10 protein-coding genes are annotated in these 16,462 nt (G+C 70.1%); 4 read left to right on the plus strand and 6 right to left on the minus strand.

Annotated elements, in window-relative coordinates:
* Positions 1–17: 17 nt before the first annotated feature.
* Positions 18–1,994 carry a YhgE/Pip family protein gene (locus N4R40_RS12885; protein WP_261607782.1) on the minus strand — a complete coding sequence of 659 codons (1,977 nt, stop codon included), beginning with the start codon at positions 1,992–1,994 and terminating at the stop codon, positions 18–20.
* Entirely contained in the window at positions 1,991–4,882 is a 2,892-nt protein-coding gene (locus tag N4R40_RS12890) for an MMPL family transporter (RefSeq protein WP_261607783.1), read from the minus strand. Before N4R40_RS12890 ends, N4R40_RS12885 begins: the two co-directional genes overlap by 4 nt.
* 137 nt (positions 4,883–5,019) lie before the next feature.
* Here N4R40_RS12890 and N4R40_RS12895 point away from each other — a divergent pair, with 137 nt between their 5' ends.
* A complete protein-coding gene (locus N4R40_RS12895; RefSeq protein WP_261607784.1) occupies positions 5,020–5,649 on the plus strand; it encodes a TetR/AcrR family transcriptional regulator in 630 nt (209 codons plus the stop codon).
* Position 5,650: 1 nt separating this feature from the next.
* Here N4R40_RS12895 and N4R40_RS12900 read toward each other — a convergent pair whose 3' ends face one another.
* On the minus strand, positions 5,651–6,646 hold the full coding sequence (locus N4R40_RS12900) for an o-succinylbenzoate synthase (RefSeq protein ID WP_407665926.1): 996 nt from the start codon (positions 6,644–6,646) through the stop codon (positions 5,651–5,653).
* A gap of 149 nt (positions 6,647–6,795) precedes the next feature.
* On the opposite strand from N4R40_RS12900, the gene metH reads away from it, so the two are divergent.
* Positions 6,796–10,434 carry a methionine synthase gene (gene metH / locus N4R40_RS12905; RefSeq protein ID WP_261607786.1) on the plus strand — a complete coding sequence of 1,213 codons (3,639 nt, stop codon included), beginning with the start codon at positions 6,796–6,798 and terminating at the stop codon, positions 10,432–10,434.
* A 4-nt stretch (positions 10,435–10,438) separates the two neighbouring features.
* On the opposite strand, the gene N4R40_RS12910 is transcribed toward metH, so the two are convergent.
* The 3 genes from N4R40_RS12910 to N4R40_RS12920 form a co-directional block, all read right to left on the minus strand.
* The gene (locus N4R40_RS12910) at positions 10,439–10,828 is read right to left on the minus strand and encodes a glucose-6-phosphate dehydrogenase (RefSeq protein WP_261607787.1); all 390 of its coding nucleotides are present in this window, start codon (positions 10,826–10,828) and stop codon (positions 10,439–10,441) included.
* An 85-nt stretch (positions 10,829–10,913) separates the two neighbouring features.
* The gene (locus N4R40_RS12915; protein ID WP_261607788.1) at positions 10,914–13,727 is read right to left on the minus strand and encodes an ATP-binding cassette domain-containing protein; all 2,814 of its coding nucleotides are present in this window, start codon (positions 13,725–13,727) and stop codon (positions 10,914–10,916) included.
* Between the two features lie 5 nt (positions 13,728–13,732).
* A complete protein-coding gene (locus N4R40_RS12920; RefSeq protein ID WP_261607789.1) occupies positions 13,733–14,293 on the minus strand; it encodes a hypothetical protein in 561 nt (186 codons plus the stop codon).
* A gap of 67 nt (positions 14,294–14,360) precedes the next feature.
* Between N4R40_RS12920 and N4R40_RS12925 the strand changes: the two genes are divergently transcribed.
* The gene (locus N4R40_RS12925; RefSeq protein WP_261607790.1) at positions 14,361–15,260 is read left to right on the plus strand and encodes a 1,4-dihydroxy-2-naphthoyl-CoA synthase; all 900 of its coding nucleotides are present in this window, start codon (positions 14,361–14,363) and stop codon (positions 15,258–15,260) included.
* Between the two features lie 31 nt (positions 15,261–15,291).
* Positions 15,292–16,434, plus strand: a complete 1,143-nt coding sequence (locus N4R40_RS12930) for an AMP-binding protein (protein WP_261607791.1) — start codon at positions 15,292–15,294, stop codon at positions 16,432–16,434.
* Positions 16,435–16,462 lie beyond the last annotated feature (28 nt).

Here is a 16,462-nt window from a genome sequence, read left to right on the forward strand (position 1 = left end):
GGTCCGAGGGGCGGGCGTCAGGCGAGGGCGGGGGATGCCGTCAGCAACACGCGCGTGCTGATCGTCCGCCGGCGGACGACGGCGAGGACCGTGACGACGAACGCGAGGCCCGCCCAGATGATCATTCCCGCGAGGCCCGCTCCGATACCGCCGGCATCGGTCAGGGCGCCGAGCATCGCCTGATAGGCCGGCGTCGTCGGCATGAGTCCCGCGACCGAGGTCAGCACACCCGGTACCGTCGAGACGATCCCGGTCGCGAGGGCGAGCACCCCGATGAGCGCCGAGATCCAGCGACCGGCACCGCCGAACACGCCCACGAGCGCCTGGTTGACCGCGGCGAACGCGACACCGGCGACCATGGCGAGGCCCGCGAACGGGAACCACGTCGACCAGTCGTAGGACGCGGCGACCTGCACGATGCCGGCGAGGAGAAGGCCCTGGCCCGCGCCGATCGCGGCAGCGGGGACCAGGCTTCGGAGCGCCAGCACGACCGATGGGCGGCGCGAGCTGAGCGCGTGCCGCGGCACGGCCTGCAGTGCCACGAACGACGCGAGACCGCCGAACCACAACGCCAGCATGGCCAGCAGGGGGATCGCAGAAGCTCCGAAGAGGTTCGATCCGATACCGGCGGCGGTCACGGGATCCGCGACGACCGAAGCGAGGTCGGTCGCCTGCTGGTCCGTGTACGACGGCAGGGCAGTCGCAGCCTCGGTCAGGCCGTCGGCCAGCGTGGACGTGCCCGTCGCGACCTGGCTGACGCCGTCGGCGAGTTGCGATGCGCCGGTCGCCAACTGGTCGGCGCCATCGGCGAGCTGGTTCGCTCCGGTCCCGAGTGCCGATGCGCCGTCGGCCGACTGATCGATACCGCCCGCGATCGTGCCGAGCCCGGATTCCAGAGCGGACGCACCGGAGGCGAGCTGGTCGACTCCCTGCGCCGTGGCTCCCAGCCCCTGCTGCACGCCGCCCGCGTAGCCGGTTGCGTACCCGGCGGCGGTCACCGCACTCTGCACGTCGCCCGCGAGCCCGCCGAGCGCCGTGCAGACTGCGATCTGGTCCGGAGTCGTCGGCGCCGTGCAGCTGTTCTGCGCCAGGAGGGTCTGATAGGTGGTCGCGAGCGCGACGGTCGCCGCCGCGGCCTCGTTCGCGTAGCGGACGTTGGTCGCGGCAGTGCCGCCGAGAGTGCCGTCTGCGGTCGAGGTGAGCTGAGCGGACACCTGACCGAGGCCGTCGGTGAGCGATCCCGCGCCGGCCGCCGATTGGCGTGTGCCGTCGGCGAGCTGGGCGAGTCCGTTCGAAAGGTCACCGGCACCGGAACCGATCTGGGCGGCGCCGTCGGAGAGCGCGGTGGCACCGGCCGGGAGCTCGGCCGCGCCGGTCGCCGTCTGTGCCGCGCCGTCGGCGAGCTGGTGGGCGCCCGTCGCGGCCTCGCCAAGCTGATCGCCCAGGGTCGTGAACCCGAGGAACACGTTCTCGAGATACACGCTCGACAGCTGCTGTCCCATGACGGATGCGGCGGCCTGCGCGACCTGCGCCGTGATGGCGTCATCGACGATCAGGCTGTCGGGTGCCGTCGCGACGGAGATGGTCGCCTTCTCGGGAGTGCCGCCGGAACCGTCGGAGGCGCCGGCTGTCGAGGTCGCGGCTGCAGAGAAGTTCGCGGGGATCGTGATGATCGCGTCGTAGGTGCCGTCGGCGAGGCCGGTACGGGCGTCGTCCGTGTTCGAGATCGTCCAGTCGAGGTTGCTGGCGAGCTCTTCGGATCCTTCGACCAGACCCGCCGTCAGTTGGCGGCCGAGGGGCACCATCTGACCGTCGAGTGTGACGGGCTCATCGTTGTTGACGATCGCGGCACGCATGTCGCCGAGACGTTCGGTCGGGTTGTACAGCGCAGAGACGAGGATGCCGCCGATCACGACCGGGAGCAGAAGGACGCCGATCAGGGTCAGCCACGTCACGGGCTTGCGGGAACGGGCGCGTTCGATGGGGAGAGTCATGAGGAGATCACCTGCGTGTCGGCCCCGGTCGAGGCGGGGTGTGCGGTCAGGGCGAGGGATGTCACGCCGGGGCGATGCGCCTCCGCGAGGAGATCGAGCGCGGGCCCGTCACGCCGCGCGGACGCGACCAGAGTGAGGGGATGCCCGTCGCCGCGGCGACGTCCGAGTGCGGCCTCGGCGGCATCCCGGAGGATAGCGGCGGCTTGGTCGCGATCGGGACCCGTGAGGGCATCGAGCCCGTCGATGACGACCAGGCTCGTGCCGCCGGCGACCGCTCGGCGGAGCTCCGCGAGCGGGTCGGCGGAGCCGTCGAGAAGGGCCACGCCGACGTGCGCGCGGACCCAGGCACCCCGGCCGGGCAGAAGGTGACCAGCGACGCGCAGGCGTCCGTCCGAGGGTTCGATCCGTCCGGCGACGGCCAACGCGAATGCGCGTCCGGCTCGGGCGTCGGGTGAGGTGACGAGCAGGGTCCCGCCCTGATCGAGCCGCACATCGGCCCCGTCGAACAGCGTGACCTCTCCCGTCTCGCGCCCGCCGTCGGCACGCACGGCGAGCGCGTCGGCCGCCAGCGCGCCGCGGTAACCGGGCTCCGGCCAGTCCCTGAGCGCCATCTCGCGTTCGACAGCCTCGCCCTCGATGTCGAAGTGGGGGAGGATGCGGTCGAGCCATGCCGGCATCCACCACGCCTTGTCGCCGAGCAATGCCATCACGGCGGGCACGAGCGTCATGCGTACGAGGAACGCGTCGACGGCGATGCCGACGGCGAGTCCCAGCGCGATCGGTTTGATCGAGGTGTCGCCTTCGGGGACGAATGCCGCGAAGACGGCGAACATGATGACGGCGGCGGCCGTCACGACCCGGGCGGATGCCGTGAACCCGCTTCGCACGGCCGCGATGGCCATGGCGCGCGCGTCGAACGGCTTCCCGGAGGCGATGGCGGCGCGGCGGGCGTGGACGAAGTCCTCCCGCATCCGCGACACGAGGAACACTTCGTAGTCCATCGCCAAGCCGAAGAGCACGCCCATCAGGATGATCGGCATGAAGCTGATGACCGGACCCGTGCGCGTCACGTGCAGCGCGTCGGCGAGCCATCCCCACTCGAACACCGCCGCGACGACACCGAAGGCGGCGAGAATCGACAGGAGGTAGCCGACGGTGGCCTTCAACGGCACCCAGATCGAGCGGAACACGATCATCAGAAGGATGAACGACAGGCCCACGACGAACAGACCGAACGGGAGGAGCGCGGCGCCCAGGCGATCGGAGATGTCGATCGCGATCGCCGTGAACCCTGTGACTTTGAGGTCGACGCCGTAGGTCTCGAGCCATTCATCGTGATGCGAGCGGAGTTCGCGGACGAGGTCGGCGGTGGCCGGGTCGTCGGGCGCGGTCTCGGGGACGACCTGAATCAGCCCCGTGTCGGCGGTCGGATTCGGCGTGGCGAGAGCCACTTCCTTCACGCCGGGGATCTTTTCGACCTCGGCCTTGAGATCGGCCATGAGTCCCAGGGGATCTGTCGACGTGACGATCGTGCCGGTGAGGACGAGGGGGCCGTTCGAGCCGGGCCCGAAGTGTTCGGCGGTCAGATCGTAGGCCTGTCGCGCTTCGCTCGAGGCCGGTTGCATGCCCGCATTGGGAAGAGCCAGCTGCAGGCTCGCGGCCGGGATCGCCACGACACCGAGCGTGGCGACGACGGCGAGAGTCGTGACGATCGGATGCCGCGTGACGAGCATGACCCAGCGGTTGGTTTTCTTGGTCACGGCCGTGGCCGCCTCGGAGGTGTCTTCCGCCTCCGCGGTTTCTGGCGCGCGGCGGCGTCCGATCCGCGCACCGCGCGAGAGGCCATGACCCCATCCGGCGACGCGTGCGCCGACGAAACCGAGGAAGGCGGGTGTCAGGGTGACGGCGACGAGGACCGCGACGGCGACGGCGGCCGCGGCGGCGATACCCATCGTCGTGAGGAACGGGATGCCGGCAAAGCCGAGGCCGATCAACGCGATGAGCACCGTGACACCGGCGAAGACGACGGCGGAGCCGGCGGTACCGGTGGCGCGTGACGCGGACTCTTCGGGATCCATCCCCGCGCGCACTTGATCTTGATGCCGGGCGACGATGAAGAGCGCGTAGTCGATCCCGACGGCGAGCCCCAACATGATGGCGAGCATCGGAGTGGTCGACGAGACGGTGGCGAACGCCGTCGATGCGTAGATCAGCGCGATCGCCAGGGCGACTCCGATCAGCGCGCTCGCCAGCGGAAAGAAGGCCACCGCGAACGATCGGAAGGTGATGATCAGGACGAACAGCGCGATCAGCACGCCGACGGCCTCGACGATCGACAGGGCGGGGAGGGACGTCGAGAAGAGGTCACCGCCCACCACGACCTGCGAGCCCTCGGGCAAGGCCGCACCGAGCGTCGAGGACACATCCTGCAGCGCGGTCTTCGTCGCATCGGGGACGTCGGTGACGGTCCCTTCGAACTGCAGACGGATGAGGGCGGCGGTCTCGTCCTCGCTGACCGACCCGGTGACCATGTCATCGAACGGATCGGTCACGGCCAGCACGCCCTCGAGGCCCTGGAGCTCATCGACCGTCGAGGCGATCTCGTCGCTGTACGGAGCCTCATCGATACGGTCGCCCTCCGCCGTGACGACGACGTACTGCGCACTCGTCCCACTCGCCTGCGGGAACGTGCGCGCGAGGAGCTCGATGCCCTCTTGGCCCTCGGTCCCGGGAATCGAGAACGAGTTGTCGAAGCCCTTGATGGCGCCTGTCCCGATACCGAGGCCGACCGAGCCGCCCACGATGCCGAGCAGGAGGAGCCACGCGACGAGCACGCGCCAGGGGTGGCGGTACGACCAGTGGCCGAGGGACGAGAGAAGTGTGGACACGAGCGCTCCGGTTCGAAAGGAAGGAGGTCAGCGGATTTCGATACAACGCTGTATCCAATACATAGATGTATCCTAAGGGTGTTCGTCCTCGTCAGTCTGGGGACAAGGTGTGAAACTGGGCCGCGAGAGGGAGCCGCATGACCGACGTCACCGCACGGCACGGATCGCGCCGTCGTGAACAGACCCGGGCGCGGCTTCTGGACGCCGCTCACGAGGTGTTCGGCGATGTCGGGATGGATGCGGCATCCGTCGAGATGATCTGCGAGCGCGCCGGCTTCACGCGCGGTGCGTTCTACTCGAACTTCGAGTCGAAGGACGAGCTGTTCCTCGCACTCATCACCCAGCTGGCGGAAGAAAAGCTCGATGCGGTGGCCGGCCGCGTGCGAGAACTCGCGCCGGATGCGCTGTCGGACATGTCCGCACTCGTGCACCAGGTCGTCGGTGCGTCGCTGGGCGACCGCGTGGAGCCGCAGCTGATCAGCGAGATCCGGACGCAGGCGATGCGAGATCCTCGGCTCGCCGAGGCCTACCTCACGTGGCAGAACGTCCTGCGGGATCGCGTCGAGGGCATCATTCAGCAGGTCGTCAGCACGTACGGGTTGCGGTTGCGGTTGCCGATCGACGACGCGGCACAGCTCCTTCTCGATGTCTCCGACGACACGTGCGCACGTGCCACGCTCGAGGGCCGCCCCACGGAAGAGATCACGACTCTGCTGAATGCCCGCATCGAGCGGCTTGTGATGGTCCTCGTCGAGGCGCCCGCGTAGATCACCCGGTCCCGAGCACCGCGTGGCAGCGCTCGAGTCGCGCCAGCCACCACTCGCGGCGATCCGGCGCGGCGGTATGCCGCTCGAGCAGGTCCCGGTCGGGTGTGATGCGCCCGACGGGCAGCATTCCCGACTCCGGGCGGAGCGGTCGCGACGTCACATCGGCGCCGAGGAGCGACGCCGTCCCCAGCCCGCAGTCGTAGTCCAGTTGGGGGAGTGCTGCGGCCAGAGCGAGTCCCATCGACAGGCCGATGCTCGTTTCCAGCGCGCTGGACACGACGGCGGGAAGCCCGGCTTCGCCGACGATCTCCAGTGCTCGATGCACACCGCCGAGGGGTTGGGCCTTCACGACCAGGAGGTCGGCGGCTCCCGCACGCGCGACCGCGAGGGGATCGACGGCCTTGCGGATGCTCTCGTCGGCGGCGATCGGGATGTCCCAGTCGGCGAGGCGTTCGCGCAACTGGACAAGCTCGTCGACGCTCGCACACGGCTGCTCGAGGTACTCGAGGTCGAACGCGGCGAGTTCGTGTACGGCGTGCTCGGCCTCGTCGACGTTCCACCCGCCGTTGGCGTCGAGGCGGATGCGGCCCTCGGGGCCCAGCGCTGCGCGCACCGCCCGCACGCGAGCGATGTCGTCGGTGAGGGTCTGACCGCGTTCGGCGACCTTGACTTTCGCCGTGCGGCATCCGTCGAAACGTGCCAGCACGCTGGTGACGTCACCGGCGGCGACGGCCGGGACTGTCGCGTTGACGACGATCCGCTCGCGGAGTGGCGCGGGCTGCGCCTGCCAGCCGAAGTCGATCGCGGCGGCCAGCCAGACGGCCGCCTCGGCGTCGTCGTACTCGAGGAAGGGCGAGAATTCGGTCCACCCCGTGGGGCCCTCGAGGAGCACCACCTCGCGGGTGTCGATCCCCCGGAAGCGGGTGACCAGGGGCAGGGAGATGACGTGCGCGACGGTGCGCAGATCGGACAGCGGAGGAATGCTCACGGCATCCATCCTGCCGCGTTCGCGTCGGAACATGTGGCTGCGGCGCGGGGGACTTCGCAGGTGTGCCAACGGTGCACCTCGACGACCACTCCTGAAGGCACGCCGCGCGCGCTGATCAGCCCGCTCGCCCGACCCTGCCCGCGTGAGAGAATCGCCCGGTGAGCCGCCCGACCGTTTCTCCCCGCTTCGCCCTCGACATCGAGGCGGTCCCGCGCGCGGAACGCGCGCAGGCACTGCTCGATGCGCTCGCCGAGCGGGTGGTGATCGCCGATGGCGCCATGGGCACCATGCTGCAGCGACACGACCTGTCGATCGAGGCGGACTTCGCGGGTCTCGAAGGATGCAACGAGATCCTCAACGAGACCCGGCCCGACGTGATCGGCGACATCCACGACGCGTACTTCGCGGTGGGGGTGGATGCCGTCGAAACCAACACGTTCGGAGCCAACTGGTCGAACCTGTCGGACTACGGCATCGATGGCCGCATCCAGGAGCTCTCCGCATCCGGCGCCCGCATCGCGCGGGAGCGCGCCGAAGCGGCCGAGGTCCGCGACGGCCGGATGCGGTGGGTGCTCGGCTCGATGGGGCCGGGCACGAAGCTCCCGAGCCTCGGCCACACGACCTATGCGCATCTGAAGGAGACCTTCGCCCTGCAGGCCGAAGGGCTCATCGACGGCGGCGCAGACGCATTCCTCGTCGAAACATCGCAAGACCTGCTGCAGACGAAGGCGGCCATCGCCGGCTGCAAGCAGGCGATCGTGAGCCGCGGCATCCGTCTGCCGATCTTCGTCGAGGTGACCGTCGAGACCACCGGCACGATGCTGATGGGGTCGGAAATCGGCGCCGCCCTCACGGCGCTCGCTCCGCTCGGCGTCGACGCGATCGGATTGAACTGCGCGACCGGGCCGGCCGAGATGAGCGAGCACTTGCGGCATCTGTCGAAGCATTCGCCGGTCGCGATCGCGTGCATGCCCAATGCCGGGCTCCCGGTTCTCGGCGCGAACGGTGCACACTATCCGCTCACACCGGCCGAGCTCGCGACGGCCCACGAGCAGTTCGTGCGTGAGTTCGGCGTGGGACTCGTCGGCGGATGCTGCGGCACGACGCCCGAGCACCTCGCGGCCGTGGTGGAGCGGCTGCACGGGGAGCCACGCACACGCGACGCCGGCGCGCTGACCCAGGTCGACGTCGAGCCGGGGGTCGCGTCGCTCTATCAGCACGTGCCGTTCCAGCAGGATGCGTCGTACCTCGCGATCGGCGAGCGGACCAACGCGAACGGTTCCCGGGCGTTCCGCGACGCGATGCTCGAGGGGCGATGGGACGACTGCGTCGAGATCGCCAAGGGGCAGACGCGCGTCGGCGCGCACCTCCTCGACGTCTGCATCGACTACGTGGGGCGCGACGGTGTCGCCGACATCCGTGAGGTCGTCTCGCGGTTCGCGTCAGCATCCACCCTGCCGCTCGTGATCGATTCGACCGAGCCCGCCGTCATCCAGGCGGGGCTCGAGCTGATCGGCGGACGCCCCGTCGTCAACTCCGTCAACTATGAGGACGGGGACGGACCGACGAGTCGCTTCGGCCGGATCATGCCGCTCGTCAAGGAGCACGGCACGGCCGTCATCGCGCTGACGATCGATGAGCAAGGTCAGGCCCGGACCGCGGTCGACAAGCTCCGCATCGCCTCGCGCCTGATCGACGAACTCGTGGATGTCTGGGGCACGCGCGTCGAGGACATCATCGTCGACTGCCTGACGTTCCCGATCGCGACAGGGCAGGAAGAAACGCGACGCGACGGCATCGAGACGATCGAGGCGATCCGCGGGCTCGTCGCGAAGTACCCGGGGATCAATACGACGCTCGGCGTCTCGAACGTGTCGTTCGGCCTCAACCCCGCGGCGCGCTCGGTGCTGAACTCCGTGTTCCTGCACGAGGCGACTCAGGCCGGACTCTCGAGCGGAATCATCGACGCCGCCAAGATCGTGCCGCTCGCGTCGATTCCGGACGACCGGCGCAAAGTCGCCCTCGATCTCGTCTGGGATCGTCGTGAGTTCGACGCGGACGGGAACCTCACCTACGACCCGCTCGCCACGATGCTCGACCTGTTCGCGGGAGTCGACACGGCGTCGCTCCGCGACCAGCGCGCGGCGGAGCTCGCCGCACTGCCGGTCGGCGAGCGGCTCGAGCGGCGCATCATCGACGGCGAGCTCAAGGGACTCGAGGACGACCTCGACCTTTCTCGCGCCGGCGGGCTGAGCGCACTGCAGATCATCAACGACCACCTCCTGGAGGGGATGAAGGTCGTCGGTGAGCGGTTCGGTTCGGGGCAGATGCAACTGCCGTTCGTGTTGCAATCGGCCGAGGTCATGAAGACCGCTGTCGCGCTCCTCGAGCCCCACATGGAGAAGACGGATGCCGCGGGCAAGGGCACGATCGTTCTCGCCACCGTCCGCGGCGACGTCCATGACATCGGCAAGAACCTCGTCGACATCATCCTCACGAACAACGGCTACACCGTGATCAACCTCGGCATCAAGCAGCCGATCTCCGACATCATCGCCGCCGCCGAAGAGCATGGCGCCGATGTCATCGGCATGAGCGGGCTTCTGGTGAAGTCGACCGTCGTGATGAAGGAGAACCTGCAAGAGCTCTCGAACCGGGGGCTGGGTACCCGGTGGCCGGTGATCCTGGGTGGCGCCGCGCTGACGCGCGCGTACGTCGAGGACGACCTCGCCGGAATCTTCGAGGGCGAGGTGCGGTACGCGAAGGATGCGTTCGAAGGGCTCGCGCTCATGGAGCCGCTCGTGCGCATCGCGCGCGGTGAGGCTCCGGATGCCGTGGGATTGCCCGCGCTGAAGAAGCGCATCCACGCGGCGGGATCGCGCCTGACACTCACCGAGCCCGACGCGATGCCGGAACGCTCGGATGTCGCGCGGGACAACGCAGTGCCCGCGCCGCCGTTCTGGGGTACGCGGATCGTCCGGGGCATCCGACTGGCCGATTACGCGGCGTTCCTCGATGAGCGCGCGACCTTCATGGGGCAGTGGGGGCTCAAGCCCGGCCGAGGTGATGTGACGTACGAGGATCTCGTCGAGACCGAGGGGCGTCCGCGTCTGCGCTATTGGCTGGACCGGATCCTCGCGGAGGGGATGCTCGATGCATCCGTCGCGTACGGATTCTTCCCGGTCGTCTCCGAGGGGGACGACGTCGTGGTGCTGCACCACGGTGATGACGCGACCGGCGTGCTCGGCGTGCCCGGGCTCCTGGCTCCAGACGGCGGTTCAGGAGGGATGCTCGGGTCCGACCGTCTCCGGTTCCATTTCCCCCGCCAGCGCCGGGACCGGCACCTGAATCTCGCGGACTTCGTGAAGTCCCGCTCGTCGGGTCAGGTCGACGTCATGCCCGTGCAGCTGGTCACGGCGGGAGCCGCGATCGATGCCGTGACCGCGAAGCTGTTCGCCGAGAACCGGTATCGCGACTACTACGAACTCAATGGGCTCGTGATGCAGCTGACCGAGGCGCTCGCCGAGTTCTGGCATGCCCGCATCCGGTCCGAGCTCGGGTTCGCCGCCGAAGATCCGACCGACACGGCGGGGCTGTTCAAGCTCGAGTACCGCGGTGCGCGTTTCTCGCTCGGCTACCCGGCGTGCCCCGACATGGAGGACCGCCGCAAGGTCGTCGAGCTCCTACGGCCGGAACGCATGGGCGTGGAACTCAGCGAAGAACTGCAGCTGCATCCGGAGCAGTCGACGGACGCGTTCGTCTTCCACCACCCCGAGGCGAAGTACTTCTCGGTCTGAGCCCTCAGGCGACCTGCTGGCCGCACATTCCGCAGACACCGGTCGCCGGGACCTCCACGAAGCAGTCCGGGCAGAGCGCCGCGACCCGCTCGGGGATCGTCGGCGCGGCCGCGCGACGCGGCGTCGACACGCGCTCGCGCCGCACCTTCGCGGGGGCAGCGGGCGGTGCGAGCTTCGCCTTGGGGCGATGGTCGGCGCAGTAGAAGCGCACGAAGCCGGCCGGATTGTTCGGATGCCGGTGCTTCACCGCCCACAGCGCCTCGCGCGGGAACGGCTCGCTGTCCGGGCCGCACGTCACACAGCGCGTGGGTTCGCCGGGGACAGCCTCGGCGGCATCCACCGGAATGTCGAAGGGGAGGGCATCACGCCAGTCGGACGAGTTCGTGATCTTCATGGCGGTCCTTCCGCGGCATCCGTTCGGGTGGCTGTCGCGTGTTCCAGTGTTTCACGGATGCCGCACCCTGAGGTGGCGTCGGCGCTCAGCGCACCTCGAAGTCGCTTTCCGCTCCGGCGCGGGCGACCGGTTTCGCCCGCCGGAGCGAGCGGAGCAGGGCGCTGCCGACCGCGACGAGACCCACGACGGTGGTGATGGCGCGGAGCGTGTCCCAACTCGCCGTCGAGGTCAGGAGCGAATAGACGAGGAAGTTCGCGAGGTTCTCGCCGATCGGACCACCGGGGACATACGAGATCGAAGTCCCGCCGCCGACAGCGAACGGCCAGAACCACAGATTCATGAGGAGTCCGAACAGGTACGACGAGAGGATCCCGTAGACGCTCAGCATCGCGATTTCCGGGATTCCGCGCACGCGTCGGGGGAGCAGGCCGGCGCCGGCGCCGACCCACCCGCACGCGAACACCTGGAACGGCAGCCACGGACCGACGCCGCCCCAGAGGAGCGCCGACAGCGCGATCGATGCGGCGCCGAGGAGCAACCCGAACCGCGGTCCGAACGCGCGCCCGGCGAGGATCAGCAGAACGAAGAGCGCCTCGACCCCGCCGACACCCGTGCTCGCGATGCGGATAGCCGCGCCGATCGCGGCCAGCACCGCGAGGAGAGCGAGCGTATGCGCGGAGCGGATGGACGCGTCGAGGGCGGCGAAGATCAGGATCACCGCGAGCGGCGCGATCGCGATCGCGATGTAGGGCACGGCAGCTTGACCCTGCGCTGGCACAGCGCTCGCGGCGAGGGGCCACACGAACGCGGCCAGAGCGACGAGATTGGCCGCGATCATCGCGGGGACGCGCCAGCCGGGGCGTGCGCGACGACGCTCGCCGGTCGCGCGCTGCGGGGGGAGGTCGTGCGGTGCGGCAGGAAAGAAACGAGCGACGTGTTCGCCGGTCGCGACCTCCCGTGCGGGGCTGCGCTGTGCGACCGGGGAGCGGAGCGGGGAGGGGCGGAGGACACCGGCATCCATCGTCAGCCCGCGCGACGCGAGGGACTCGGCGAATGCCGCGTCGTGGGTCGCAACGAGGACGGCGGTGCCCGCGTCGGCCTGAGCGGCGATCGCCCGGGCGACCAGATCGCGTGCGCGGGGGTCGAGGCCGCGGGTGGGCTCATCGATCAGCAGCACGCGCGGAGTGGATGCCGTCTGAACCGCGATCGCGAGGGCCCGCCGCTGCCCCGCCGACAGGTCACGCGGGTGCCGGGCGCGCAGCACGGCGAACGCGTCGCCGGTCGGATCGAGCCCCAGGAGCGCAGCGAAACGATCGGAGGTCGAGGTGGACGCGTGGCGATCGGCGCGGCGGCACTCGGCGGCGACGGTGGCACGGACGAACAGGTCATCGGAGGCATCCGGGACGAGGGCGATCGCGCGGGGCGCGGGCGGGAGCCCGTCGATGCGCACGTCGTGGTCCGTACCGGGCAGCGCGATCCCCTGGAGCAAGGTCGACTTGCCCGCGCCGTTCGGTCCCGACAGCGTGACGATCTCCCCGGGTCGAAGGTCGACGTCGGCGCCGTCGACAGCGACGCGCGTGCCGTGTCGCACGGTGATCCCCCGCGCGGTCAGCGCTACCGCGCGTACCGTCTGCAGGACAGACGGGCGCGCACCGGCCATGTTGGGCCGATTTTCGGGCGGGGCTGCGACGTCGTCCTGCATACGGTTCAGCTCGGCGACATCACCGGCCTCCACCCGCAGTGATCGGTCGACGATCCCCGCGAGCTCGGCCACCCGGTGCTCGGCGACCACAACGCACATCCCCGCATCGTGGGCGAGGGCGCCCAGAAGCTCGACGATCCGCGCACGCGCCGCGGGATCGAGGTCGGCCAGCGGCTCGTCGACGAGCAGCAGGATCGGTCGCTCCACGATGGCGGCCGCGATCGCGACGAGCGTTGCTTCCCCGGCCGACAGGCCCCGCAGTGGCCGGTCCACCAGTTCGGTGATCCCGACGCGCGCGGCCACCTCGCGTACGCGTGCCTCGCGGATCACCCGCGCGACGCCGCGCAGTTCGAGCGCGAGGCCGATCTCGTCCGCGACCCGCTCCGTCGCGAACGCCTCGCGCGGATGCTGCAGCACGACCCCGACGGTGCGCGCAGTATCGCGCGGGGGCGTCTCGGCACGGTCTGCTCCGACGACCCGCACGTCGCCCGTGACGGTTCCGCCGTCGACGTGCGAGAGCAACCCGCTCAGCGCGCGCAGAAACGTCGTCTTCCCGGCCCCCGTCGGTCCGGACAAGACCGTGAGAGTGCCGGGTGCCAGACTCAGCGCCCCGACCTGGATCGGGTCGGCGAAGCCCACGGACGCGTCCCGCACCTCGACCGGATGCGCACAGTCACCGCTCATGCCGCGCCCGGCATATCCGCGGATCTCCAACGCTGCGGCGACCGCCGTCGCCCGCTCGAGCGTGCGTTCCAGCACGGGTGCGAGCAGGCGGACGCCGGCGCGCTCGCCGCGCAGCCGCTGCGCGTACCGCACGTCGCGCACGGCATCCGCGAGGGCCGGAAGAGTCGCCCACGCGATAGCGAGGGCGCGCCCGATCCCCTGGAACGGGCCACGGCGTGCGGCGCGGGCGAAGACGCGCGAGAGATCGAACAGCGCGTTCACGAGACCGAACGCCAGGAACATCAGTGCGATCGGAAGCGCGCTGACCACGGCAGCCCACAAGCCGTCGGCGGTCACCGGGCCGAACATCACGACGTGCGCGAACGGTGGCGGCAGCCGAAGCGACGGCAACGACAACAGCACGATGCCGTCGCCGTCAGCCCCGTGGAACAGGATCCGGTAGATGATCCGGACGGCGATGAAGCCGACCGCCAGAGCGGCGGCCGCCTTCATCGGTCCGGCCCGGAAAGTCATGCGGATCAGGCGTCGGGCGAAGCGGGAGCGCCGTCGAGCGTGAAGAGGAGCTCGATGCTGTCGCCGGGCGCGAGCTGCAGCGTCGACACGCCTTCCTGCGCGTAGTCCCAGCTTCCGCCCGCGGGCTTCTGCCACAGCGACCAGTACGCGAACGCGGCGGGCATCGACTCGCACGCCTCGACATAAGCCGGGTCTTCGGTCGAGCCGACCGGCTCGGACGCGGAGGGCAGTCCGTCCACGCGGCAGATGACCTGGTCGCCGTATTCGGTCGTTCCCTCCAGCTCGACGCCGAGAGACTCGAGCGCATCCGCCGCGGCCAGCGGCTCGTCGGTGACGATGCACGCAGCCTGGTCGACGGACTCTCCACCGGCGAGATCGCCCGTGTTGATGTAGACGCTCACTCCCTCGGCGCTGGCGCAGCCGCCGTCCGCAACGGCGCTGGACGAAGGTGCGGGAGTCAGGGAGACCGACCCCTGCGGCTCAGGCTGCGCGGTGGCGCACGCGGTCAGGCCGAGCGCGAGCGCGCCGGCAGCGAGGAGGGTCAGAATACGGGGAGTCGAAGTCACCGGTCCAGCGTAGGGCCCGCCAACGCGCCCCCGCGGCCGTGTGACGGGGCGCGCGTAGGCTGGCACCGTGAGTGTCTCCGAGTTGTTCGACCCGTCCGAGTGGGTGCCGGCGCCGGGAGCGGCCGCCTACACCGATATCACCGCGCACACTTCGACCGATGGCCGCATCGCGCGGATTGCGTTCGACCGGCCGGAGGTGCGCAACGCCTTCCGACCGCACACGGTCGACGAGCTGTACCGCGCGCTCGACATCGCGCGTCAAGATCCCAAGATCGGTGTCGTGCTCCTCACCGGCAACGGACCGAGCGCGAAGGACGGCGGATGGGCGTTCTGCTCCGGTGGAGACCAACGCATCCGCGGGCGTGACGGATACACCTACGCGAGCGACGAGGCCACCGCGCCCGATCCCGCGCGCGCAGGGCGGCTCCACATCCTGGAGGTGCAGCGCCTGATCCGCTTCATGCCGAAGGTCGTCATCGCGGTGATCCCGGGATGGGCCGCCGGCGGTGGGCACTCCCTGCACATCGTGTGCGATCTGTCGATCGCGTCCGAGCGGGCGAAGTTCAAGCAGACGGATGCCGACGTCGGCTCGTTCGACGCTGGATACGGGTCGGCGTATATGGCCCGTCAGGTCGGGCAGAAGGTGGCGCGCGAAGTGTTCTTCCTCGCGGAGGAGTATTCGGCGCAGCGTGCGTACGAGATGGGTGCGGTCAACCGGGTCGTCGCGCACGACGACCTGGAGAAAGAGGCCGTCGCGATGGCGCGCACGATCCTCGGGAAGTCGCCGACAGCAATCCGCATGCTGAAGTTCGCGTTCAACGCTATCGATGACGGCATGGTCGGTCAGCAGGTGTTCGCCGGTGAGGCGACCCGGTTGGCGTACGGCACCGATGAGGCGGTCGAGGGGCGCGACGCGTTCCTCGAGAAGCGCGAACCGGACTGGTCGCCCTACCCCTACCAGTTCTGACCCTGCAACCGGCACCGGAACGGGCGATGCGATGAGGCTCGAGGCGATCGACGCGCAGGACCCGAGGGCCGTTCTGCGGGCTCTCCGCGGCGCTGTGCTCGGTTCCGGCCCCGCTGTCGCGCTCGGCGGGCGGGTGGCCGCACCCGCGACCGACGTCCCGGCCGGCACCGCCCTGATCGTCACGACCTCCGGCTCGACGGGATACCCCAAATCGGTCGCGCTCAGCCGTGCGGCGTTGACCTCCGGTGCGCTGGCGACGGCGGCCCGCATCGGCGAGGGCGCGTGGCTTCTCGCGCTGCCGGCGGGGTACATCGCCGGGGCGCAGGTGCTTGTGCGCGCTCTGGTTTCCGGGCGCGAGCCCGCCGTCCTGTCCGGCACGTTCTCTCCGGCTGCGTTCGCCGCGGCAGCCGCCGGGATGGCGTCTTCGGTGGGCGGCACCCGCGTCCCGGCCTTTACATCGCTCGTTCCGGCGCAGGTGGCCACCCTGCTCGACTCGCCGGAAGGCGCGCGCGCACTCGCCTCGTTCGAGGCCGTGCTCGTCGGCGGTCAAGCGTTGGCGCCCGCGCTCGCCGAGCGCGCTGCCGCGGCCGGTGCCCGCCTCGTCCGCACATACGGTTCGAGTGAGACCGCGGGCGGGTGCGTCTACGACGGCGTGCCGCTGGACGGCGTGGGTGTGCGCATTGCGGCGGGTGAAGTGCAGGTATCCGGCCCGACCCTCGCCGACGGCTACCTCGATGACCCCGATCGCACGGCCGCCACATTCCTCCGCGAGGACGGCGTCCGCTGGTATCGCACGGGGGATGCCGGCTCTTTCGACGGCGTCCTGCGTGTGACCGGTCGGTTCGACAACGTCATCGTCTCGGGGGGCATCAACGTCTCGCTCGACCGAGTCGAGGCGGTCGTCCGCACGCTCCCGGGCCTCGTCGCGGCGGCCGTCGTCCCCGTCGCGGATGCCCGATGGGGCGAGGCCAGCGTCGTGATCGCGGAGGCGGGCCCGCGGACCCCGCCGCTCGCCGAGATCCGCGCCGCCGTCGAGACTGCGATCGGCGTCGCCGCCCGCCCGCGCGCGATCATCCGCATCGATCGGATGCCGCTTCTGCCGAGCGGCAAGCCCGACCGCTCCGCTCTGCGGGAGCTGGCCGCCCTGCGGGAGTCCGACCCGGACAAGGGGTGACGCGCCCGCCGCACATCGACACGCGGCA

The organism is Microbacterium memoriense, assembly GCF_025398275.1.
In the GTDB taxonomy this organism is placed as follows: Bacteria; Actinomycetota; Actinomycetes; order Actinomycetales; family Microbacteriaceae; genus Microbacterium; species Microbacterium memoriense.

Excerpts from the sequence above, each read along its gene's own strand:
- N4R40_RS12930 (WP_261607791.1), top strand. The coding sequence starts at position 15,292 with ATGAGGCTCGAGGCGATCGACGCGCAGGACCCGAGGGCCGTTCTGCGG.
- N4R40_RS12900 (WP_407665926.1), bottom strand. The coding sequence starts at position 6,646 with ATGGATGCCGTGAGCATTCCTCCGCTGTCCGATCTGCGCACCGTCGCG.
- N4R40_RS12895 (WP_261607784.1), top strand. The coding sequence starts at position 5,020 with ATGACCGACGTCACCGCACGGCACGGATCGCGCCGTCGTGAACAGACC.
- N4R40_RS12915 (WP_261607788.1), bottom strand. The coding sequence starts at position 13,727 with ATGACTTTCCGGGCCGGACCGATGAAGGCGGCCGCCGCTCTGGCGGTC.
- N4R40_RS12910 (WP_261607787.1), bottom strand. The coding sequence starts at position 10,828 with ATGAAGATCACGAACTCGTCCGACTGGCGTGATGCCCTCCCCTTCGAC.
- N4R40_RS12885 (WP_261607782.1), bottom strand. The coding sequence starts at position 1,994 with ATGACTCTCCCCATCGAACGCGCCCGTTCCCGCAAGCCCGTGACGTGG.